The 22,052-nt window shown below is 67.3% G+C and carries 13 protein-coding genes; 8 read left to right on the top strand and 5 right to left on the bottom strand.

The window, feature by feature from the left end; all coding sequences use genetic code 11:
• The first annotated feature begins 198 nt into the window (after positions 1–198).
• Positions 199–2,355: a beta strand repeat-containing protein gene (locus EJV47_RS09100; RefSeq protein ID WP_126692835.1), complete on the top strand. Its 2,157-nt coding sequence runs from the start codon at positions 199–201 to the stop codon at positions 2,353–2,355.
• Between the two features lie 277 nt (positions 2,356–2,632).
• Positions 2,633–8,146: a M4 family metallopeptidase gene (locus EJV47_RS28385; RefSeq protein ID WP_207895863.1), complete on the top strand. Its 5,514-nt coding sequence runs from the start codon at positions 2,633–2,635 to the stop codon at positions 8,144–8,146.
• Positions 8,147–8,352: 206 nt separating this feature from the next.
• Here the strand turns inward: EJV47_RS28385 and EJV47_RS09065 are convergent, their stop codons facing one another.
• Complete coding sequence (locus tag EJV47_RS09065) at positions 8,353–10,257, bottom strand: S9 family peptidase (RefSeq protein WP_126692834.1); 1,905 nt, start codon at positions 10,255–10,257, stop codon at positions 8,353–8,355.
• A gap of 279 nt (positions 10,258–10,536) precedes the next feature.
• Between EJV47_RS09065 and EJV47_RS09060 the strand changes: the two genes are divergently transcribed.
• The 4 genes from EJV47_RS09060 (at position 10,537) to EJV47_RS09045 (ending at position 15,624) form a co-directional block, all read left to right on the top strand.
• Positions 10,537–11,214 carry an OmpH/Skp family outer membrane protein gene (locus EJV47_RS09060; RefSeq protein WP_126692833.1) on the top strand — a complete coding sequence of 226 codons (678 nt, stop codon included), beginning with the start codon at positions 10,537–10,539 and terminating at the stop codon, positions 11,212–11,214.
• 502 nt (positions 11,215–11,716) lie between these two features.
• The gene (locus EJV47_RS09055; RefSeq protein ID WP_126692832.1) at positions 11,717–14,110 is read left to right on the top strand and encodes a TonB-dependent receptor; all 2,394 of its coding nucleotides are present in this window, start codon (positions 11,717–11,719) and stop codon (positions 14,108–14,110) included.
• A gap of 9 nt (positions 14,111–14,119) precedes the next feature.
• On the top strand, positions 14,120–15,241 hold the full coding sequence (locus EJV47_RS09050) for a DUF4249 domain-containing protein (protein WP_126692831.1): 1,122 nt from the start codon (positions 14,120–14,122) through the stop codon (positions 15,239–15,241).
• 122 nt (positions 15,242–15,363) lie between these two features.
• The gene (locus EJV47_RS09045; RefSeq protein WP_126692830.1) at positions 15,364–15,624 is read left to right on the top strand and encodes a hypothetical protein; all 261 of its coding nucleotides are present in this window, start codon (positions 15,364–15,366) and stop codon (positions 15,622–15,624) included.
• A gap of 83 nt (positions 15,625–15,707) precedes the next feature.
• Here EJV47_RS09045 and EJV47_RS09040 read toward each other — a convergent pair whose 3' ends face one another.
• The 4 genes from EJV47_RS09040 to EJV47_RS09025 all read right to left on the bottom strand — a co-directional run bounded on the left by EJV47_RS09040 (position 15,708) and on the right by EJV47_RS09025 (position 20,315).
• On the bottom strand, positions 15,708–16,325 hold the full coding sequence (locus EJV47_RS09040) for a hypothetical protein (protein WP_126692829.1): 618 nt from the start codon (positions 16,323–16,325) through the stop codon (positions 15,708–15,710).
• Between the two features lie 77 nt (positions 16,326–16,402).
• A complete protein-coding gene (locus EJV47_RS09035) occupies positions 16,403–17,092 on the bottom strand; it encodes a Rossmann-fold NAD(P)-binding domain-containing protein (protein ID WP_126692828.1) in 690 nt (229 codons plus the stop codon).
• Positions 17,093–17,366: 274 nt separating this feature from the next.
• The gene (locus tag EJV47_RS09030; RefSeq protein ID WP_126692827.1) at positions 17,367–18,200 is read right to left on the bottom strand and encodes a CvfB family protein; all 834 of its coding nucleotides are present in this window, start codon (positions 18,198–18,200) and stop codon (positions 17,367–17,369) included.
• A 201-nt stretch (positions 18,201–18,401) separates the two neighbouring features.
• Complete coding sequence (locus EJV47_RS09025; protein ID WP_126692826.1) at positions 18,402–20,315, bottom strand: BamA/TamA family outer membrane protein; 1,914 nt, start codon at positions 20,313–20,315, stop codon at positions 18,402–18,404.
• Positions 20,316–20,499: 184 nt separating this feature from the next.
• Here EJV47_RS09025 and EJV47_RS09020 point away from each other — a divergent pair, with 184 nt between their 5' ends.
• Both EJV47_RS09020 and EJV47_RS09015 read left to right on the top strand, forming a co-directional pair.
• Positions 20,500–21,825 (top strand): putative DNA modification/repair radical SAM protein, encoded by a 1,326-nt coding sequence (locus EJV47_RS09020; RefSeq protein ID WP_126692825.1) that lies wholly within the window; start codon positions 20,500–20,502, stop codon positions 21,823–21,825.
• 44 nt (positions 21,826–21,869) lie between these two features.
• On the top strand, positions 21,870–22,052 hold the full coding sequence (locus EJV47_RS09015; RefSeq protein WP_126692824.1) for a hypothetical protein: 183 nt from the start codon (positions 21,870–21,872) through the stop codon (positions 22,050–22,052).

Genomic DNA, 22,052 nt, shown 5'->3' with positions numbered 1-22,052 from the left:
TCCGGGCACCCGGGCCCTTGTACCCTATTCAGGGTACAAGGGCTTTTGCCGTGGTGGGGGTGGGGCCGGGTTAGCTTTGAGGCCGGAATCCTCGCTCCACACCAGCCATATAACCAACACGTTACGCTATCCGCAATCCGCCGCCTGGCTGACCGCCGCCCTGCTGCTGGGTGCTGCCCCGCGGCCCTGGCCCAGAACGTGGGCATCGGCACCAACGCGCCCAATGCCAAAGCGGCGCTGGAAATTAGCGCCACCGACAAGGGCCTGCTGATTCCGCGCCTGACGCAGGCCCAGCGCACGGCCCTAACCAACGTGCCCCAGGGCCTGATGGTGTACCAGACCGACGGCACTGCCAGCGGCGGCACCCAAACCGGGTTCTGGTACTACGCCGGCACCCCGGCCACCTGGGTGTACCTGAGCCCCGCCCCCGCCGGCGACAACCTGGGCAACCACTCGGCCACCCAGGACCTGGCCCTCAACGGCAACGACCTGAAGCTGAACGCCACCGCCGACGACAACAACAAGCTCGCCTACGACGCCACCACCGCCGGCCCGGTGCTGACGGGGGGCACCGGCGGCCTGCTGGGCTACCGGGCCAGCGGCACCACCACGCCGGTGCTGACGTGGACCAACGTCAGTGGCAACAGCCGCGTGGGCATTGGGCTGGGCAGCGGGGTGTCACCCAGCCGGACGCTCGACGTGGGCGGTGCCGTGCGCCTGCGCAACCTGAGCACCGCCGGCGTCGTCACCACGGATGCCAACGGCGTGCTGAGCAGCGAAGCCAACCAAACGCTGAGCATCACCGGGCAGACGCTCAGCATCAGCGGCACCGGCGGCAACTCCGTGACGCTGCCCAGCGGCGGTGCCCCCACCGGCACGGCCGGCGGCGACCTGACCGGCACCTACCCCAATCCGACCATCGGGACCGGGGCCGTGGGGACTACCAAGCTCGCCGACAACGCCGTGACCAGCACCAAGCTGGCCGACGACGCGGTGACCATTCCGAAGTTGGCCGCTACCGGTACGGCCAGCGCCACCACCTTCCTGCGCGGCGACAATACCTGGGCCACACCCGCCGGCGGTACCCCCAGCGGCACGGCTGGCGGCACGGCTGGCGGCGACCTGACCGGTACCTACCCCAACCCCACGCTGGCGGCCGGGGTCGTGGCAACTACCGAGCTGGCCGACAATGCCGTGACCAACGCCAAAGTAGCCGACGACGCCATCGGTATTGCCGAACTCAGTGCCACCGGCACGCCCGGCAACACCACCTACCTGCGCGGCGACAACACCTGGGCCACCATCCCCAGCAGCAGCGGTTGGAGCCTGACGGGCAACGCCACCAACGGCAACGAGTTCTTAGGTACCACCAACGACCAGGACCTCTTCTTCAAACGCAACAACGCGGAAGCCTTCCGGGTGCACGCCAACGGGCGGGTGACGCTGGGCCTCAATACGCCCAGCTCCTTGTCGGTGCTGCTGGGCTACAACGCCGGGGTGGCCAACAACTCCGCCATATACAACGTTGTCGTGGGGGCACGGGCCGGGGAGAGAATCAACAGCAACAACAGCACGTTCATCGGCTACGGGGCGGGGCAGCAAACCACCGGCGCTAGCAATACCCTGCTGGGCTTTCTCGCCGGCAACAACCTGACCACTGGCACCAACAACGTGTTTATCGGTAACAGCGCAGGGTACACCGGCGCGAATATGACCGGCAGCAATAACGTCGTCATCGGAACCGGCAGCGGCAGCAGCATGACCAGCAACACCAACAATATTCTGCTCGGCGGCAATGCGCAGGCTGGCACCGGCCTTTACGATGCCTACGCCATCGGCAACAATGCCACCGTTTCCCAACGTAATTCGCTGGTAATCGGCGACGTTGCCGGGCAGAATGATGCCATCAGCGTGGGCATCGGCACCTCGGCGCCCAGCAGCTCCCTGCAAGTCAACGGCACCTTTGCCGTGGGGGTGGTCAACAACTGGGGTGGTGGCACGGCGGGCGGCGCCAACGGCCTCGACCAGGGACCTATCAATAACACTACGGTTATCGGCGGCTACTACGGCCTGGCTCCCGGCACCAACAGCAACTATTACCTGCTCCCCGACCCCACCACCTGCCCCGGCCGGATCTACTACCTGCGCAACAACAGCACGGGCACCAGCGCCTTCCTGCTCACCTCCGGGGGCAGCATCTACGGGGCCAGCAGCAGCAGCGCGGTGTCGAGCAGCGCGGGCTACGAGCTGAGACCCAACGCGGCTTCCAAAACCGTCATTGCCATTTCGGATGGCACCAACTGGACCGTCGGCTATATCAACCAGGTGGCCGGCACTCCCCACCTTGCATACTAACCCGGAAAGGGGCGGCCTGTTGGGCCGCCCTTTTTTTATACCCAGCCGGATGACTGGGGTTAGCAATGCGCTCGGTGCCCGGCTCCTGGTGGGCTGGGTATCACATGATTATGTCATGGCAAAACCTGAAATATCCCGGTAAGGCGGCCGATAAATATTGTAATTAGCAGATGTATACCGGGCTGCCGCCGGCATAAGCCCTTTTCTGTCGTCGCCCCCGCTGGCTTTGCCCAATGGCGGCTGCGGAGTGCCCTTTGCCACGCCTGCTCCTGTGCCTATGAAAAACGTATACCGCCCCCGATTCTGGTTTCACGCGCCCTTGGCGCTGCTGGCCGGGCTGCTACTGACTTTGCCCGCCGCGGCCCAGCAACTCGTCGGGCGGCCCGCGGCTACCGTGGCGGCCCGGCAGCAGGTGCTGCGCGAGGCCCTGCACCTGGCCCCCGCGGCCGATTTGCGCCCCCTCGAAACCGCCCCCGATGCGCTGGGCTTCGTGCACGAGCAGTACCAGCTCTACTACCAGGGCGTGAAGGTGGAGCACGCCCGGCTGCGCGTGCACAGCCGCGGCGGCCGGGTGGAGGCGGTGAGCGGCGCGGCGCCCGCGCTGGCGGCCGGCCTCTCGGTGCAGCCGGCCCTGGGCGAGGCGGCGGCCCTGCAGCGGGCCATGGCCGCCGTGGGCGCCCGGCGTTACAAATGGCAGCTGCCCGCCGAGGAAGCGGCCCTGCGGCAGCAAACCGGCCAGCCCACCGCCAGCTACCGGCCCCGGGGCGAGCTGGTGCTGGTGGAGGATTTCCGCCAGCCCGCCGCCTACCGCCCGCTCGTGCTGGCCTGGAAGTTCAACATCTACGCCCACGAGCCGGCCTCCCGCGACTGGCTCTACGTGGACGCCCGCACCGGGCAGGTGGTACTGCGCAACGCCATCATCAAGCACGCCAACGCGCCCGGTGCCTCCTTCGCCACCCGCTACGTGGGCCCGCGCAGCTCCACCACCGACAACACCGGCTCGGGCTACCGCCTGCGCGAAACCGTGACCGGCCGGGGAGTAACCACGCTGAACGTGCGCCGGGGCAACGCCTTCGCGGCCGCGGTGGACTTCATCGACAACAACAACAACTGGACGGCCGCCGAGCACGACAACGCCCTCTTCGACAACGCGGCCCTCGACGCCCACCTCGGCGCCCAGGTGACGCAGGACTACTGGACCAGCGTGCACGGCCGCGACTCCTACGACGACCGGGGCTCGGTGCTGCTGAGCTACGTGCACTACGACGACACGCCCAACACCCCGGCCGGCACCGACAACGCCTACTGGAACGGCACGGCCATGCTCTACGGCGACGGCAACGCCCTGTTTAAGCCCCTGACGGCCATCGACGTGTGCGGCCACGAAATCGGCCACGCCGTGTGCGACGCCACCGCCGACCTGGTCTACTCCTACGAGTCGGGTGCGCTCAACGAGGGCTTCTCTGACATCTGGGGCGCCTGCGTGGAAAACCGCTTCGACGCGGCCAAGCAAATCTGGCTGATCGGCGAGGACATTACCAAGCCCAGCTTCGGCCTGGCGCTGCGCTCCATGAGCAACCCCAACCAGTTCGGGCAGCCCGATACTTACAAGGGCACCGGCTGGCACACTGCCTCCTCCGACAACGGGGGCGTGCACATCAACTCCGGGGTGCTCAATTACTGGTTTTACCTGGTGTGCGTGGGCGGCGCGGGCACCAACGACCACAATACCAGCTTCAGCGTGACGGGCATCAGCATGGCCAAGGCCGAGCGCATTGCCTACCGCGCCGAGCGGTTCTACCTGACGGCTACTTCGCAGTTCATCGACGCCCGCCGGGCCACCCTGCAGGCCGCCATCGACCTATACGGGCTGGGCTCGGCCGAGGCCACGGCCGTGGCCCAGGCCTGGCGGGCCGTGGGCGTGGGCAGCAGCAGCGGCGCCCTGGAGGCGGCCCCCACCATCGTCGGCTTCTCGCCCGGCAGCGGCACCACGGGCACGGCCGTAACCATCAGCGGCAACAACCTGGGGGCAACCTACAAGGTGACCTTCAACGGCGCCGACGCCCGCATTGCCGCGCTCAACGCGGGGGGCAGCGTGACGGTGACAGTACCCGCCGCGGCCACCACCGGCGTCATCAGCCTGACCACGCCCAGCGGCACCGTCACGACGGCCACCAGCTTCACGGTAAACTCGCCCGGACTGGCCCCCACCATTACGGGCTACACCCCGGCCGCCGGGCAGGTGCAAAGCGGCAGCGTGACGCTGACCGGCACCAGCTTCACCGGGGCCACGGCGGTGCGTTTCAACGGCACCACGGCCACGTTTACCGTTGTCAATAGCACGACCATCAACACCACGGTGCCAGCCGGGGCTACCTCCGGGGCCCTGACGGTGACCACGCCCAACGGCACGGCTACGGCCCCGACCAGCTTTACGGTGCTGCCAGCCATTGCCAGCTTCACGCCGACGAGCGGCCCGGTGGGCACGGCCATTACCATCACCGGCACCAGCTTTACCGGGGCGCTGAACGTGCGCTTCAACGGCGAGTACGCCCCAAGCTTTACCGTCGTCAACGCCACCACCATTACGGCCACGGTGCCGGGCGGGGCCACCACCGGCCCCCTTACGGTGCGCACTGCCAGCGGCACGGCCACCTCGCCCACCACTTTCACGGTGACGCCCTCATTGGCTTTCGATAGTTTCTCGCCGGCGGCTGGCATCGTGGGCACGGTGGTCAACCTCCGCGGGCGGGGCTTTTCGGGCACCACGGCCGTGCGCTTCGGCGGCGTGAATGCGCCTACTTTCACGGTGGCGTCGGATCTGGAAATCTGGGCCACCGTGCCCGCCGGGGCGCAGTCGGGCAATATTGGGCTGACCACGCCGCTGGGCACGGCCACCTCCGCCACGGCCTTTACCGTCGATACGGGCCTGCCCGTCGTCAGCAGCTTCACGCCGACGAGCGGCCCGGCGGGCACGGCCGTCACCATCACCGGCAACTACTTCACGGGCACCACGGCGGTGCGCTTCAACGGCACGGCGGCCACGTTTGCGGTGGTCAATAACACGACTATCAACGCCACGGTGCCGGCCGGGGCTACCACTGGGACCATCAGCGTCACGAACGGGGTGGGCACCAGCGCCAGCAGCGCCAGCTTCACCATGCCGCCCGCCAATGACGTGTGCTCGGGCACCGTGCCCACGCTGAGCTGCGGCGGCTCGGTGACGGGCACCACCGTAGGCGTCACCAGCACCGGCGACCCGACGGGCAACTGCGGCGGCATCGTGCCCACGGCTTCGGGCGGGGTGTTCTACCAGCTGACGGGCACCGGCAGCAGCATCACGCTGACGGCCTGCACCGGCACTACCTACGACATGGTGCTGTTCGTGTACACCGGCAGCTGCGGCAACTACACCTGCGTGGCCAGCGACGACGACGGCTGCGGCAACACCAACGGCGGCCCTTCCCGGCTGACGTTTAACTCGACCAGCGGCACCACCTACCTGGTGTACGTGACGGGCTTCGGCACGGCTCAGGGGCCCTTTACCCTCGCGGCCAACTGCGCCGGGGCCGCGCCCACCATCAGCAGCCTGTCGCCCACCAGCGGAGCGGCGGGCACCGCCGTCACGCTCACGGGCACCAACCTGACGGGCGCCACGGCCGTGACAGTGAACGGGGTAGCCGCCACGCCCACGGGCATCACGCCGACCAGCCTGAGCTTCGTGGTGCCGGCTGGCTGCAGCGCCACCCAGAGCATCACCGTCGCGACCCCCGGCGGCAGCAGCGCGGCCAACACCACGTTCAGCGTGCAGCTGCGCTCGGCCGTGGCGGGCACGCTGCCGGCCGTCAATGCCCTGGCCGCGGCCCGCCCCAACTCGGCCGTGGCCCTGGGCTTCACCGAGCCGGTGACCAGCGCCTCCATGACCGATACCCGCGTGTTTTCGGCGCAGACGGGCGGGCGCAAAGCCGGCGCCTGGACGCTGAGCGGCAGCACGGCCCGCTTCGCCAGCAGCCTGGGGGCAACCCTGCGCGACTTCCGCGCCGGCGAGGTGGTGAGCGTGAGCATGCCCGGCTCGGTGCTGGGCGCGGGCGGGCTGAGCACCGGCAAGCGGGTGTACCAGTTTACGGCCGCCACCGGCGGCGCGGGCCGGGGCGGCTTCGGGAGCGGCTCTACGCCCACGCTGGCCGGCAGCGTCAATGGTCTGGCGCTGGGCGACGTGAACGGGGACGGCCTGCTCGACCTCGTGACGGCCAACTACAACAGCCCCGGCACCGTGAGCGTGGCCCTCAACAACGGCGCGGGCGGCTACGGCGCGCCCAGCAGCGTGAACGTGGGCAATTACCCCATTGCGCTGGCCCTGGCCGATGTGGACGGCGACGGGGACCTGGACTTTGTGAGCTGCAACTACGGCAACCCCGCCGGCTCGGGCTCCACGGCCACCGTGGCCCTCAACAACGGCAACGGCACTTTTCCGCCGGGCCAGATGGCCACGCTCAGCACCGGCAGCGGGCCGCGCGGGGTAACCTTCGGCGACCTGGACGGCGACGCGGATCTGGACCTGCTCATGCCCACGGCCAGTGGCGTGACGGTGTGGCTCAACAACGGGGCGGGCTCGTTCACGCTCAGCTCCACCGTGGCCGGCATCAGCTTCTCGACGGGCGTAGTGGTGGGCGACGTGGACGCGGACGGGGATTTGGACCTGGCCGCCAACAGCTACAACAGCAGCACCGGCACGGTGGTGTACCTGCGCCTCAACAACGGCAGCGGCACCTTCAGCGGCGGGCAGGACGTGGCGGTGGGGCAGGGGCCCTTCACGGCCCTGCTAGGTGACGTGGACGGCGACGGGGATTTGGACCTGCTCAGCAGCAGCCAGACGACCAGTGCCGTGAGTTTGCGCTTCAACAACGGCAGCGGCACCTTCGCCCCGCCGGCCCTTGCGGCTGATGGCGAGGTGGCGGTGGGCGCCGCCCCCGTGGCCCTGGCCCTGGGCGACGTCGACGCCGACGGGGACCTGGACTTCGTCAGCGGGGGTTCGGCGGGCCTGTCAGTGCGCATCAACAACGGCAGCGGGCTGTTTGCCCCGCCCTTCGCCAACGGCACCGTGGCCGGCGCGGTCAGCTTCCTGGCCCTGGCCGACGTGGACGGCGACGGGGATTTGGACGCGGTCAGCGCCAGCGGCAACAGCGCCGTGGCCGTGCGCCTGAACCTGGCCTCTCTGCCGCTGCCGGTGGAGCTGGTCAGTTTTACCGCCGCGGCCCAGGGCCCGGCGGTGCAGCTGAAGTGGCGTACGGCCCAGGAAGTGGGCAACGCCCGCTTCGAGGTGGAGCGCAGCCTCGACGGGCAGCAGTTCGGGCAAATTGGCCAGGTGGCCGGGCAGGGCACCAAAACCAGCCCCACCGACTACGCCTTTCTCGACGGGCAGCTGCCCCAGGGGCTGAACCCCGAAGCGCCGCTCTACTACCGCCTGCGCCAGGTGGACCTGGATGGCACCGCCCAGTTCTCGGAGGTGCGCACCGTGGCCCCGCAGCCCGCCGATGGCCGCCCCGGGCTGCAGCTGTACCCGCAGCCCGTGCCGCGCGGTGCCGCGCTGCACTATGTGCGCCGCGGCGCGCTGCAGCAGGCCGCCGAGCTGACGGTGTACTCGCTGACCGGCAAGCGCCTGACTACGCACCGGCTACCGCCCGGGGCCTCGGGGAGCGTGCCCACGACGGGCCTGCCGGCTGGTTCCTACCTGCTACGCCTGCAGCAGCCCGACGGCAGCACCAGCACCGCCCGCTTCCTGCTGGAGTAAGCGGATGTTGAACGTCATCCTGAGAGAAGGACCTCCCTCGAACCCTGCACCACCAAAAAGCGCAGCCCCCAACGCCCAATTGTTCGGGCCTGGGGGCTGCGCTTTTTGGTGGTGCTGCTGGCAATACCGCGTCGTTATCAGCGTCGGTGCAGGATGGGAGGGAAGCCCTTGGCTCAGGCGTCCAACATCCACTCACCTGCTCCGCCTCAATTCACCGGCTGCAGGTACTTGTTGAGGAAGTTCAGGGTCGATTCGTAGGCCCGCTGCTCGTTGGCGCGCTTGGCGAAGCCGTGGCCCTCGTCGTCGAAGACCACGTACTCCACGGCGCCGCCCTTCTTCTTCACCGCCGCCACGATGTCGTCCGACTCGGGCTTGATGACGCGCGGGTCGTTGGCGCCCTGAATGACCAGCAGGGGCCGTTCAATCTGGTCGGCGTGGAACAGGGGCGAAGTGGCCCGCAGGCGCTCCAGCTCGGTGGTGGGGTCCCCGATTTCCCGGTACAGCGCCTGCCGCTTGGCCTCCCAGTAGGTGGGCATGCTCTGCAGGGTACGCACCCAGTTCGAGACGCCGAAGATGTCGACGCCAGCGGCGAAGCGCTGCGGGGCGAAGGTGAGGGCCGCCAGCGTCATGTAGCCGCCGTAGGAGCCGCCCAGAATGGCCACGCGCGAGGTGTCGACGTAGCCCAGCGAGGCGAGGTACTTCTTGGCGGCCAGGCAGTCCCAGAGCGGCTCGCGGCCGTGCTTCCGGTCGTCGGCGGCGAAGAAGGTCTTGCCGTAGCCCGAGGAGCCGCGGTTGTTCACGCGCAGCACCACGTAGCCGTTGTTGGCCAGGTACTGGCTCAGGGCGTGGTAGGTGGGCACCGACTGCCCGCCGGGGCCGCCGTGCACCTCCACCACCGCCGGCAGCTTGGTTTTGCCGCTCTTGGTGCCCAGCGGGGTGTAGAGCAGGGCCGGAATGTCGAGCCCGTCGAAGGACTTGTAGCGGATGGTTTTGGTATCGACCAGGTCTTCGGCGCTGATGGCCGGGTTCAGGGCCTGGGTAAGCCGGCTGGTGCGCCGGGTGGCGAAGTTGTACACGTACAAATCGGCGGGCGACCGGTCGCCGTTGACGTAGTAGGCCAGCCGCATGTCGGAGGGCGAAAACGCGACGCCGGTGATGGTGCCGCTGGGCGGGGCCGGCAGCTCCACCGGCCGCCCGCTGATGGCGTCGTAGAGGCGCAGGCTGGTGCGGCCGTCCTCGTTGAACATGGTGAGGCGGTACTGGCCGGTGCGCGAAAAGCCGGTGTACACCGCGTCCCAGCGGGCCTGCTCCACCGTTTGGCGCGGCCCGCCGCCCAGGGGGTAGCGCACCACGTAGCTGAACTCGGCCCCGTCGTCGGTGGTGGCGTAGAGGTAGCGGCCGGCGGGGTCGAAGGCCATCGGCACGTTGCTGATGCTGCCCTGGTGGGCGGTCAGCGGCTTCAGCTCCTTGGCGGCCACGTCGTAGATAAACACGTCGGAATCGAGGGTGGTGCGGCTTTGCTGCAGGGCCACGTACCGCTCGTCGTCCGACACGGCCGCCGGGTCGAAGCCCTGCTCGTTCTGGAACAACAGGGTGCGCTGCAGCCCGGGCAGCTGGTAGCGGTACACGTCCATGTAGCGCGGGTCGCGCTCATTCGACAGCACGTAGAAGGCTTTGTTGTCGCGGCGCCAGGCCAGGAATTCGGCCCGCAGCTTGGCGCCGGGCGTCAGGTCGCGCTCCGTGCCGTCGGCTTCGCGCAGGTAAAGGTGAAAGTTTTCGTCGCCGCCCTGGTCGTGGCGGTAGAGGATGCGCCCGTCGGGCAGGTAAGTCACGGCGTAGAGGCTTTCCTTGGTGGAGGCGCTCAGCGGCGTGGCCGGGCCGCCGCCCACGGGCACGGTGTAGAGGTTGAAGATGCCCGTCTGATTGGAGGAGTAGAGCACCTGCTCCTCGTCGGGCGAGAAGGCGCGGCCGCTAAGCCGGGTGGTGCTCATAAACTGCTCGATGCTGTAGCGCTTGGGCGGGGCCGGGGCCGCCTTTTTCTTGAGCTGGGCCGCGGCCGGCAGGGCCAGCAGCAGCCCGCCGGCCAGTAACAGGGAGGAGAGGTGCTTCATAGAGGAGCTGGTTGTGGGAAGAATGGGGCTGGGAGGCAGCGCCGGGCCTATTTGTGGGGAATGGCAGCCGGGGCGCTGTGCTTGAATTAATATAGGGAAACTTGGCTATAGTTTAATTGGGTGATGGGCAACAGGTGACAGGTAACACGTGACCGGTCAGAACGCCCAGCCTGTTACTTGTTACCTGTCACTTATCACCCCCTGACTCATTTCACCAATTCACCGCATCTTTGCCGGATACGGGCCGCGCCAGGTCCGCCGCAACCGCGTTCTGACCGCATGAAAAATTCCTCTCTCCAGCTTGCCCTCAACGCCGTCCTGCTGATTGCCGTCGGGGTGCTGTTCTACCTGCACTTTGCCCGCCCGGCCGCCGCGCCCGCCCCGGTAGCCGCCAAGCCCGCCGCCCCCGTGGCGGCTCCCGCCGAAAAGCCCGACTCGGCCGAGGCCACGACGCCGGCGGCTCCCCCGGCTGCCCCCGCCGCTGCGGAAGACAACGTGCGCAAGGTGGCCTACGTGGAATCCACCAAGCTGCTCGACAACTACAAGGGCCTGCAGGATGCCCGCCGGGCCTTTGAGCGCAAAGCCGCCGGCTGGCAGAAGCAGCACGAAGCCGGCGTGCGCGCCCTGCAAACGGCCGTGCAGACCTACCAGAAATCGGCCGCGGGCATGACCGACGAGCAGCGCGCCAGCACCGAGCAGCGCCTGCAAGCCCAGGAGCAGCAGGTGGCCCAGCGCCAGCAGCAGCTGCAGCAGCAGGCCCAGCAGGAAGAAGCCCAGATGACCGAAAAGGTGCTTACCAAGGTCAATAAGCTGCTGGAAGGCTACGGCAAGGAAAACAACTACGACCTCATCCTGGTGGCCGGCGGTGGCACCATCGCCTACGCCCGCCAGGGCCTCGACATCACCGATATCATCCTCAAGCGCCTCAACGCCGAGTACGCCGCCGGGAAGAAGTAAGCAGCAAGCGGCAGTAGTGGGAGGGAAGCAGCCCTGCCATTCCGACGAAGGACCTGCCGCCAGCCCCGCCCCGCCGCTGATAACAACACCGTCGTCAATCAGCCTGAACGACAAAAGCGCAGGCATCAACGTTCGGACGTTGGTGCCTGCGCTTTTCTGTTCCACCCGCGCACTCGCTCGGCTATTGCCGAGTGGGCCGTCCGTAGCTCGGCTGTGCCGAGCAGTCGTCCGCGCCGCGTGGGCGTCGTTGTTCAGGTGGCGCGGGGCCGCGCTCGGCACAGCCGAGCCACGTAGGCCTCGCTCGGCAATAGCCGAGCGAGTGCGCGGGGTGCGCGGGTGGACCCTGCCACCTCCCCAGCGTCCTATATTTTTTACCGTCTATATACAACCAATACCGGCCGGCGTTTCTCTGTGCGAATGAAGGCCCCGCCGGCCCGTTGCCGCGCCCCGCGGCCCGGACGGAAGGCGGCGCCGACCCCGTTCCCACTCCCTCTCAGCGGTTATGAAAACATGCTTACGCGGCGGCGCGCTGGCCCTGGTGGCCGGCGCGCTGGCAGCCCCCGCGGCCCTGGCCCAGCAGCCCACTCCGGCGCGCGTCACCTTCAGCGGCTACGTGCGCGACGCCAGCACCGGCGAAAACCTCATCGGGGTGGCGGTGGTGCACCCGGCTTCGGGCCAGGGCACCAGCACCAACACCTATGGCTTCTTCTCGCTCACGCTGCCCGCCGCCGACAGCACCACCCGCCTGCTGGCCTCCTACCTGGGCTACCAACGGCTGGTGCTGCCCCTGCCCGGCAACAAAAGCCAGCAGCTGACCCTGCGCCTGCAGCCGGCCAGCAGTGAGCTGCAGAGCGTCGAAATTGTGGGGACGCGGCAGGAGAAACTGGCCGAAACCACCCGCATGGGCACGGCCAACATCCCGCTCAACCAGATCAAGGCCGTGCCGGCGCTGTTTGGCGAGCGGGACGTGCTGAAGGTGCTGCAGCTGCTGCCCGGGGTGCAAAGCGGCGGGGAGGGCCAGAACGGCCTGTACGTGCGCGGCGGCTCCCCCGACCAGAACCTCATCCTGCTCGACGGCACCCCGGTCTACAACGCCTCCCACCTGTTCGGCTTCTTCTCCGTCTTCAACGCCGACGCGCTCAACAACGTGGAGCTGGTGAAGGGCGGCTTTCCGGCCCGCTACGGGGGGCGCCTGTCTTCGGTGCTCGATATTTCGATGAAGGAGGGCAACATGCAGGAGTTTCACGGCGAGGGCGGCATCGGGCTGATTGCCTCGCGCGTGACGCTGGAAGGCCCCATCAAGAAGGACACGGCCTCGTTTATCTTCTCGGCCCGGCGCACCTACGTCGACGTGCTGGCCCGGCCCCTCATCAAGCTGGCCTCGGCCGGGGCTACCGTCGGCTACTTCTTCCACGACGTCAACGCCAAGGTGAACTGGAAGCTGGGCCGGCGCGACCGGCTGTATTTGAGCGCCTACACCGGCCGCGACGAGTTTTACGCCCGCTTCAAGGACAAGTACAACAACGGGGAGTACTCCGAGGTGCGCGACGAGCTGGGCTGGGGCAACCTCACCGCCGCCCTGCGCTGGAACCACGTGCTCAACGACCGGCTCTTTGCCAACACCCACCTCACCTTCAGCCGCTACCAGTTCGACGTGGGCATCGAGGACAAGGAGGTGCGGCGCAACCCCGGCGGGCAGCTGCAGACCGATAAGTTCACCCTGCAGTACCTCTCCAACATCCGCGACTGGAGCCTGAAGTCGGACTTCGACTACGTGCCTTTGCCCGACCACTACATCCGCTTCGGCGGGCAGTACATCTGGCACCAGTTCCAGCCCGGGGCCATTCAGGCCCGCTCCTCCGACCCCGATTTCAACCCCAACTTCAACGCCGGCACCCGCACCCACGCCCAGGAAATCGGCCTCTACGCCGAGGACGATTACAAAGTGAGTGAGCGGCTGAAAGTCAACGCCGGGCTGCGGCTCAACGGCTTCGTGGTGCGCGGCAAGCTGTTTCCGTCGGTGGAGCCGCGCCTGGCCGCCCGCTACCTCATCGGTACGGAATGGGCGCTGAAGGCCTCGTACGCCCGCACCACGCAGTTTATCCACCTGTTGGCCAACAGCGGCATCGGCCTGCCCACCGACCTCTGGGTGCCGGCCACGCCCCGCATCAAGCCGCAGAAGGCGCAGCAGGTGGCCGTGGGCGCGGCCCGCAACCTGCGCCTGGGTGGCGAAGACTACGAGCTGAGCACTGAGGTGTACTACAAGCCCATGCAGCGGCTGATCGAGTACCGCGAGGGGGCCAGCTTCCTGGGCTCGGCCGACAGCGACTGGGAAAACCAGGTAACCAGCGGCAAGGGCTGGGCCTACGGCTGGGAAATGTTCGTGCAAAAGAAAACCGGCCGCACCACCGGCTGGATCGGCTACACCCTGGCCTGGAGCAAGCGGCAGTTCCCCGAGCTGAACCAGGGCCGCATCTACCCCTTCAAGTACGACCGCCGCCACGACGCCTCGCTGGTCATCATCCACCAACTCTCGCCGACGCTGCGCCTGTCGGGCACCTGGGTCTACGGCACCGGCAACGCCATTACCCTGTCGAGGGGCCGCTACTCCCTGGGCTACGACTGGGGCGAGTTTGAGGACTACGGCCCGCGCAACTCCTACCGCATGCGCGCCTACCATCGCATGGACCTCGACCTGAGCCAGACGCGCAAGAAGAAGTGGGGCGAAATCGTGAACAGCTTCTCGCTCTACAACGCTTACTCGCGCCGCAACCCCTACTTCCTGTACTTCCGCGAGGCCTACACCGACGTGCGCGGCAACCAGCAGCCGGCCGGCTACCGGCAGATCAGCCTGTTCCCCATCATTCCCTCCTTCAGCAAAAGCTTTAAATTCTAACCGCCGGTTATGCTGATGTCCCTGATTGACTTGCGCCTTCCTTCGGTTGCGCTTCCGCACACGCGGGCCGCCGGTAAATCGGCCGCTACCCCGCCCTCGGCCAACAAGCCGGCCGCGCCCAGACCCCGCCCCAACCCCGCAGCTGACCAAGCGGCGGCCGGCGTGCCCACACCCCACCTGCCAGGGCTGAGCCGGGCCTTGCCGGTCGTGCTGGCCCTGCCGCTGCTCACCGCCTGCGAAACGGCCGTCGACGTGCCCGAGCCCGAGCACACCCCGCGGGTGGCCCTGTCGCTGACCATCGACAACCTGCCCTGGGACGACTCGCTCAGCCGCATGGGGCTGATCGGCCGCCGCCTGACCTTCGTGGGCGTGAGCCAGCGCCTCTACGATTCGCGCCCCCTGCAGGGCCAGGGCCGCGACGATGCCACCCTAGAAGTGCGCGACGCGGCCGGTACGGTGGTGGAGCGCTACCGGGCCGCGCCAGCGCCCCCCGGCGGCTACGGCTACGGGCAGTACCGCCCCACGCTGCGCTACCAGTTCCGGCCCGGGCAGGAGTACCAGGTGCGCGCGGCCGTGCCCGGCTTCGAGGCCGCCGAAAGCCGCCTGACCCTGCCCGTCACGGTGCCCGTGCAGGCCACCGTGACGCCGCTCAGCCCCAATGCCAACGGCCAGGACCGGCTCCGCGTCACCGTCGGCTTCGACGACCCGGGCGGCAGCGCCGACTACTATGTGGCCGCCGCCCGCATTGTGGACCAGGACGGCCAGCAGGCGGGCTTTCTGAACGTGGAGGACGACGGCATCGGCAACGTGGCCGGCTACCGGCTGTCGGACCCGGCTTCCAGCTACAACCTGTACCCCTTCACCGACACCAACCTGAACGGGCAGCGCATCAGCTTCACCCAGACGCTGAGCTACTCCCGTTCGGGGCTGCCCACCGGCGGGGCGCTGCTGCTGGAAGTGCGGCTGATGCACCTCACCCGCGACCTGTACCTGTTCTACAACAGCCAGCGGCAGTACCAGAACAACAACGGCAACCCCTTCGCCGAGCCCACTCCGCTGTACTCCAACGTGTCGCCCGGCTTCGGCATCTTTGGCGGCGTGGCCGATGCCTTGGTGCGCACGCCGCTGTAGGGGAGCGGAGAGGCGCGGGCGCGGGTTTTGCACGGCAGCGGCCGGGGGCGGATTAAACCTGGCCGCCCCGGCTGCGTCTAACCTGCAGTAGAACCCAACCGCGCCCCGGGCGCCTTTTGTATATGCATAATCCTCTGAAAGCCTTTGTAATGGTGTCGGCGGTAGGCCTTGGCGGCCTGCTGACCAGCTGCGTTTCCTCGGGCTACGCCGTGGTGGGCCCGCCCCCGCCGCCGGTGGTAGTCGGCCCGCCGCCCCCCGCCGTCATTGTGCGGCCCCGTCCGTACTACCGGCCGCGCTACTACCGCCCGGCGCCGCCCCGGCCGTACTACGGCCCGCGCTACCACGCCGCTCCGCGCGGCCGCCGCATCATCTTGGTGCGCTAATCGGACCGGCCCAAACGCCACAAGGCCCCGGTGGAACTGCTCCACCGGGGCCTTGTGCGTTGCGGGCTGCTCTGGCCGCGGGCTTAGAAGCTGAACCGCACGCTGGCGGCGGCATCCTGGTACACGCCCGTGTGGCCGTCGAACACGTCGAAGTAGGGCTTGTAGTCGACGCCGATAACCACCGGCAGGTCGGGAATCTTGTACTCCAGGCCCAGCACGAAGTCGGCGCCGAAGACGGGGTACGTCTTGTCCTCGTAGGCGGGGTAGTAGTACACGCGGTAGTCCTTGTTCTTGCGGTAGCGGTAGGCCACGGCGTAGTAGTAGCGGCCGCGGTAGGCGCCGGCGTGCAGGCCCGCGCCCACGTACCACTGCAGGTTTTTCACGTCGGGCACGATGGTCCAGTGCTTCTCGAACAGCAGCGTGAAGCGGGCCCCGCGGCCCAGGTACTCGGTGGTGACCAGGCCCTCCACGGCGGCGTTCTTGCCGCTGTTGAAGAAGTGCTTGACGGTCAGGCCCGAGGCGAAGTTGCCGCCGCGCAGGCCGATGGCCGTGGTGTAGCCGGCCTGGCCGCCCCCGCCACCCGAGGATTTGCCGCTGCTTTTGCTGCTGCCCTTCGAGCTGGTCTTCTTGGTCTGGGCCGAGGCTTGGCCGAATCCAAGAACCAGGCAAAGCGCGCAAAGGAGTATGGTGAGTTTCTTCATCGGGAAGTCCAAAAAATACTCGGTGTAGTTTGTTTTTCGTGGTTTCAGAGGCCAAACTTACGGGTTCGAGTGCAATTTCAGGCCTGCGGAGAGATGCCCGCCGCAATTTCATCCGACTGGTACACGCGCACGCCGCCGCCATCCTGGTAAGCGGCGTTGAGCATGGCCTGGGCCACGGCCTGGGCCGAAATGCCGCGGTAGCGCCGCAGCGGCCCCACCAGCAGCGGCCCCAGCACCCGCAGCAACACCGTCCCGATTTGCTCGCCCAGGCGCTTTTCGGGGCGCTGGCCCAGCAGCAGGGAAGGGCGGAAAATGTGAATGGCCCGAAACGGCGCCTGGCGCACGGCGGCTTCCATCTCGCCCTTCACCCGGTTGTAGTAGAACGTCGAGCCTTCATCGGCCCCCATAGCCGATACCACCATCAGCTGGGCTGCGAAGTTGGCGGCTGTGAGGGCGGCCAGCTTCACCACGTACAGAAAATCAACCTTGTAAAACGCCTCTTTGGAGCCCGCCTGCCGCATGGTCGTGCCCAGGCAGCAGTACACGTCGTCGGCAATGAGGCTGAGGCGGTGGGCTTCCAAGTCATCGAAGCTGACGGTGCGCTGCACCAGCAGCGGGTGCAGCAGCGGCAGCGGCCGGCGCCCCACGCTGATGACTTTGGCGTAGCGGCCGCTGTTGAGCAGCAGCGGCAGCAACTGACTGCCCACCAAACCGCTGGCCCCGGCAATGAGGGCAACTTTCTGGGGGCCGGACGAGGTTGGTTCCATAGCAGGCGGAAGGGTGGATTCGGCGGATTCCCCAACGAAGTGGCGCCCGGAAGGTTGCTGGCCGCCGGGCAGGCCCTCCGCGCTGGCGCCGGTTTAGCCGTCGCAGACGGCGTAACCGGTGCCTACTATCAAGCAGGCTTTCAGCCTGCGGGCGGCGCCCGAACGACGACTCCGGCCTAATATCAGCAATGTGTCACGCAGGCTGAAAGCCTGCCTTATGTTCGGCACCGGTTACGCCGTCTTCGACGGCTAAACCGGCGCCAGCGCGGAGAGTCTACTCCGCGTCGTCGATGAGCAGGGTGTGGTCGGGGAACAGCTGCACCTGGCCGCGGCGGTAAAGGGTGCCCAGGGCTTTCTTGAACACCTTCTTGCTCATGCCCACGCGCCGATAGATTTCCTCCGGGTCGGTCTTGTCGGTGAGCGGGAGCCGGCCGCCGGCCTTGCGTAGGTACAGCACCAGCTCCTCGGCGGCGGCCAAAGCCTCGTCGTAGCCCTGGCGCTGCAGGCTCAGGTCCACCTTGCCGTCGGGGCGCACCTGGCGCACGTAGCCGGTCAGCTTATCGCCGATGCTGAGCGGGCGGAATACCTCGTTGCGGTAGAGCAGGCCCTGGTAGCGGCCGTCGGCCAGCACGGCGTAGCCCAGCTCGCTCTGCCCGGCCACCAGCAGCGGCAGCGCCAGGCCGGGTTCCAGGTCGGGGGCGGGGTCGGTGTACCGCTCCCACTTGGCGGTGGCCACGAGGCGGTCGGAGGTTTCGTCGAGGTAGATGTACACCAGCACCAGGTCGCCGGTCTGCACGCGCTTGGGCTGGTTGCGCAGGGGCAAAAGCAGGTCCTTGGCCAGGCCCCAGTCGAGGAAGGCGCCCAGCGGGCCGGCGTGCGTCACCCGCAGCACCGCAAACTCATTGACGCGGGCCAGGGGCGTTTCGGTGGTGGCCACCAGCCGGTCCTCGGAGTCGCGGTAGACGAAGGCACGCACCACGTCGCCCACCCGCACGCCGGCCGGCACGTAGCGGTCGGGCATGAGAATGTCGCCGTCGTCGGAAGTCAGGTACACGCCGAATTCGACGAAGCGGACTACTTCCAGGTCATTATAGTCACCGAGGTTCATGGGAGCGAAGGTCGGGATTTTTATTAGGGTAGGAGGGCACGGGGGTAAGAGGGGAGGAGTTCTTTGTGCGGTAGAAGAGTGTAAGAGTAGGGGTTAATAAGTATGAAGGCTGGATTTTAAAGAGGGCACATCACTCGACTCCTGCCTCCAGTCCTCTCTCAACAACTCCTACCCTCTTACCGGCACACCCTCATACCCTACCTACAAATCCCCGTCGTAGCGCACGATGCCGGGCTGGCCGAAGCTGAAGTCGTTGAAGCGGTAGAACGGGCGGGTGCTCTGAAACAGGCGGGTGCCGCTGCCGTCGTCGATGCCCCGCGGGTAGAAGCCGAACAGAATCTGGATGGTATTGACGGCCAGGTACTCGTTGCGCAGGCGCAGCCCCATGCCGAAGCCGGTGTAGGGCTTGCCCTGGAAGGGCGAGGTGCGGCCGTTGGTGCTCAGCCAGCCCGCATCGGCCCAGGCAATGCCGGCCACGCGGAAGCCCAGAAACGACACCGGTGTAAACACGTTGGCCTCGTAGCTGACCACGAAGCGGCTGATGCCGCGCAGCACGCCGTCGTCGCGGAAGCCGCGCAGGCCCCGCTCCCCGGCAATGCTGAGCAGCAGGTTGTCGGGGGCGCGGTCGATGCCGATGATGCCGCGGTGCCAGAAGAAGTGCCGCCACTGCCAGTTGCCGGTGTGGTAAAGGCGCGTAAAGGCCAGGATTTCGCTGGTAAAGGCGCCCTCCTTCCACTCGCCGCTGCGCAGGTAGCGGCCGTATTCCCCGCTCACGTACAAGTAGCCGCGCAGGGGGTTGAAGCCGGCCAGCGCCACCCGGCTGGCCAGGTAGGGCTGCGAGGCCGTGGGCCGCATTTCGTAGCCGCCGGTGAGGGTGAGCAGGGAGCCGGTGGGCACGTCCTCGGTGCGGCCGAAGCCGAACAGGTACCGGTCTTTATAGTAGTGGCGCACGCTGTAGCCCAGGCTCAGCAGCCCGATGCTGCTGGGCTGCCAGGTGGCGTCGGGGCGGGCGTAGTAGTCGGTGCGCAGGGCCCGGGCCGCCACGATGATGCGGGCCGGGTTTTCGTAGCCCAGGTCGTAGGAGCGGGGCTGGAAGGCGCGGCCCACCCAGGCGTCGGCCACGGAGCTGCGCAGCGGGTCGTACTCGGGCAGGCTGCCGTCGTCGGGGAAGGTGCGCTGCACGCCCTGGTTGAAGCGCGTCAGGTTCAGGGCGTAGGCGTAGCGCGTGTTTACCGACACGAAGCCGCGGTAAATGGAGGCGGCCATTTCCTCGTACTGCCACTGGTTGCGGTAGCGCGCCTGCACGCCCAGATAGTTGCGCAGCGGCACGGTGTAGCTGCCCTGGTAGCGCCAGCCCTGCGGGTCGGAGAGGCCGTAGTCGAGGCGGTTGCGGAAGTCGTGGCCCCGGGCCAGGAAGTTCTTGTCGCGCAGCGTGAGCAGGCCCGCGCCCACGTCCCGAATCTGCAGGCCCGCGCTGAGGCTGAACACGTCCTTGGTAATGACCTTGATGTCGACGCTGTCCTTGGTCGAGGTCCGCTCGTTTACCACCACCCGCGCGTCGAGCAGGAAGTTGGTCTGGCGCAGCAGACGCTCGGTTTCCGACAAGGCCAGCGGCTGCAATTCCTCGCCGGGGCGAAACAAGAGCAGCTTGCGGATCTTGCGCCGGGCCGTTTTGATGTGCAGCGCGTTGCCGCCCTTCTCCAGGATGTTGCGCGGCACCCGCGTCGAGTCGTTGATGTTGTAGCCAAAGGCGTCGAGGGTCTTCACCTCCACCCGCCGCACGATTTTGTAGTTGTGCCGGTCGTACTGCCTATCGAGCAGCGTGGCGTCGAGGCCGCCCTGCTCCTCGCGGCGCTCGGTGAAGTTGAAAATGGCCGCCGCGGCCTTGCCCAGGATGGTTTTGCGCTTGGTGTAGGCCTTGAGCCCGCCCAGGAAGCGTTGCTCGTCGAAGCGCCGCCGCAAAGAGTCGACGGCCGGCCCGGTGGTGGGGCGGCGCACCGTATCGGCGGGGAGGATGGGAACGGGCTGCTGCGCCCGGGCCCGGCGGGCGGGTGCCAGGGCCAGCAGCACCCCAAGCAGCAGGAGGAAAAAAAAGCGCGGCAAAGAATTAAACACGAGCGGGCGGCGGCCCCGGAGAGCGGGGCGCTGCTGCCGAAGATACGAAACCCCGCGCCGGGCCGTTTGCGCGGACCGTTACGGGAATGTGTTTTCTAAAAAAATTAGTCCCAAAAATTCTGGAACTGAGTTGCGCAAAAGGGCGTTTTTCTGGTTCTTTACAACCCAGAAGCGCAGCCCGCAGATGAACGAGCGAATCATAGAAAAGCTAAGCATTTTGGCCGATGCCGCCAAGTACGACGCCTCCTGCTCCAGCAGCGGCGGCAAGCGGAAAAACGAGAACAAGGGCCTGGGCAACGCCGAGGGCATGGGCATCTGCCACTCCTACACCGAGGACGGCCGCTGCGTATCGTTGCTGAAGATTCTGCTCACCAACCACTGCATTTTCGACTGCGCCTACTGCGTCTCGCGCAAATCGAACGACGTGAAGCGCGCCGCCTTTACGGTGGAGGAAGTGGTGGATTTGACCATGAACTTCTACCGCCGCAACTACATCGAGGGCCTGTTTCTGAGCAGCGGCATCTTCTCCTCGCCCGACTACACCATGGAGCGGCTGGTGCGCATCTGCAAGAAGCTGCGCACCGAGGAGAAGTTCAACGGCTACATCCACCTCAAAACCATTCCCGGCGCCTCAGAGGAGCTGATTCAGGAAGCCGGCCTGTACGCCGACCGCCTCAGCGTCAACATCGAGCTGCCCTCGGAGCTGAGTTTGACCACGCTGGCGCCGGAGAAAAACTACGCCGAGATTCTGACCCCGATGGGCCAGATTCAGAGCAAGGTGGCCCAGAACCGCGAGGAGCGGGAGCTGTTTAAGAAAGCGCCGCAGTTTGCCCCCGCCGGCCAGACCACCCAGCTCGTGGTGGGCGCCTCGCCCGAAACCGACCACCAGATCATCCAGCTCACCGACAGCCTCTACAAGGGCTACGGCCTCAAGCGCGTGTACTACTCGGGCTACGTGCCCGTGAGCGGCGACCAGCGCCTGCCCCAGGTGGTGCAGCCGCCGCTGATGCGGGAGCACCGCCTGTACCAGAGCGACTGGCTGATGCGCTTCTACGGCTTCGACGCCAACGAAATCCTGGACCCGGCGCATCCCCACCTCGACCTGGAAATCGACCCGAAGCTGGCCTGGGCCCTGCGCCACCGCCACGTCTTCCCCGTCGACGTGAACACGGCCGACTACGAGCTGATCCTGCGCGTGCCGGGCATCGGCATGAAGTCGGCCAAGCGCATCGTGGCGGCCCGCCGCTTTGCCCCGCTCACCCTCGACCACCTGCACAAGTTCGGGGTGGTGCTGCGCCGGGCGCGCTACTTCATCACCTGCCGCGGCATGGCCCTGGAAAAGCGCGAGTACGACGAGCAGACCGTGCGCCGCAAAATCCTCTACGGCGACGGGCAAACCCGCTCGGCCCTCGTGAAGCGCCAGCTCGACCTGTTCGCGCCCGAGCCCACCATCGTCACCGCTCCCGACCTCGTCTCGCCCCAGCTCGACCTGTTCCGCCAGGCCGGCTGACGGACCGCTCAACCCTAGCAACCTCTCTTCTCTCGACAACCGCCATGACTATTCTCGACCACCAGCAACCCGCGCTGCCCCTGGGCCCCTCGCTCGACGAAGCCGACAAAGTGGCCCGCATGGCCTGCTGCTGCAAGCTCTCCGAGCTGCTGCCCATCGTGCGCCAGCAGCTGCAGGAGCGCCGGGCGCAGCTAGCCGCCCAGCAGCGCCCGGCCGAAGCTGCTTAA

The organism is Hymenobacter gummosus, assembly GCF_003970915.1.
In the GTDB taxonomy this organism is placed as follows: Bacteria; Bacteroidota; Bacteroidia; order Cytophagales; family Hymenobacteraceae; genus Solirubrum; species Solirubrum gummosum.
The sequence above is the reverse complement of the archived record's forward strand: the minus strand, read 5'-3'. Positions and strand labels throughout refer to the sequence as shown.

Excerpts from the sequence above, each read along its gene's own strand:
- EJV47_RS28385 (WP_207895863.1), top strand. The coding sequence starts at position 2,633 with ATGAAAAACGTATACCGCCCCCGATTCTGGTTTCACGCGCCCTTGGCG.
- EJV47_RS09060 (WP_126692833.1), top strand. The coding sequence starts at position 10,537 with ATGAAAAATTCCTCTCTCCAGCTTGCCCTCAACGCCGTCCTGCTGATT.
- EJV47_RS09030 (WP_126692827.1), bottom strand. The coding sequence starts at position 18,200 with ATGAACCTCGGTGACTATAATGACCTGGAAGTAGTCCGCTTCGTCGAA.
- EJV47_RS09020 (WP_126692825.1), top strand. The coding sequence starts at position 20,500 with ATGAACGAGCGAATCATAGAAAAGCTAAGCATTTTGGCCGATGCCGCC.
- EJV47_RS09055 (WP_126692832.1), top strand. The coding sequence starts at position 11,717 with ATGAAAACATGCTTACGCGGCGGCGCGCTGGCCCTGGTGGCCGGCGCG.
- EJV47_RS09015 (WP_126692824.1), top strand. The coding sequence starts at position 21,870 with ATGACTATTCTCGACCACCAGCAACCCGCGCTGCCCCTGGGCCCCTCG.
- EJV47_RS09035 (WP_126692828.1), bottom strand. The coding sequence starts at position 17,092 with ATGGAACCAACCTCGTCCGGCCCCCAGAAAGTTGCCCTCATTGCCGGG.
- EJV47_RS09065 (WP_126692834.1), bottom strand. The coding sequence starts at position 10,257 with ATGAAGCACCTCTCCTCCCTGTTACTGGCCGGCGGGCTGCTGCTGGCC.
- EJV47_RS09045 (WP_126692830.1), top strand. The coding sequence starts at position 15,364 with ATGCATAATCCTCTGAAAGCCTTTGTAATGGTGTCGGCGGTAGGCCTT.
- EJV47_RS09040 (WP_126692829.1), bottom strand. The coding sequence starts at position 16,325 with ATGAAGAAACTCACCATACTCCTTTGCGCGCTTTGCCTGGTTCTTGGA.
- EJV47_RS09050 (WP_126692831.1), top strand. The coding sequence starts at position 14,120 with ATGCTGATGTCCCTGATTGACTTGCGCCTTCCTTCGGTTGCGCTTCCG.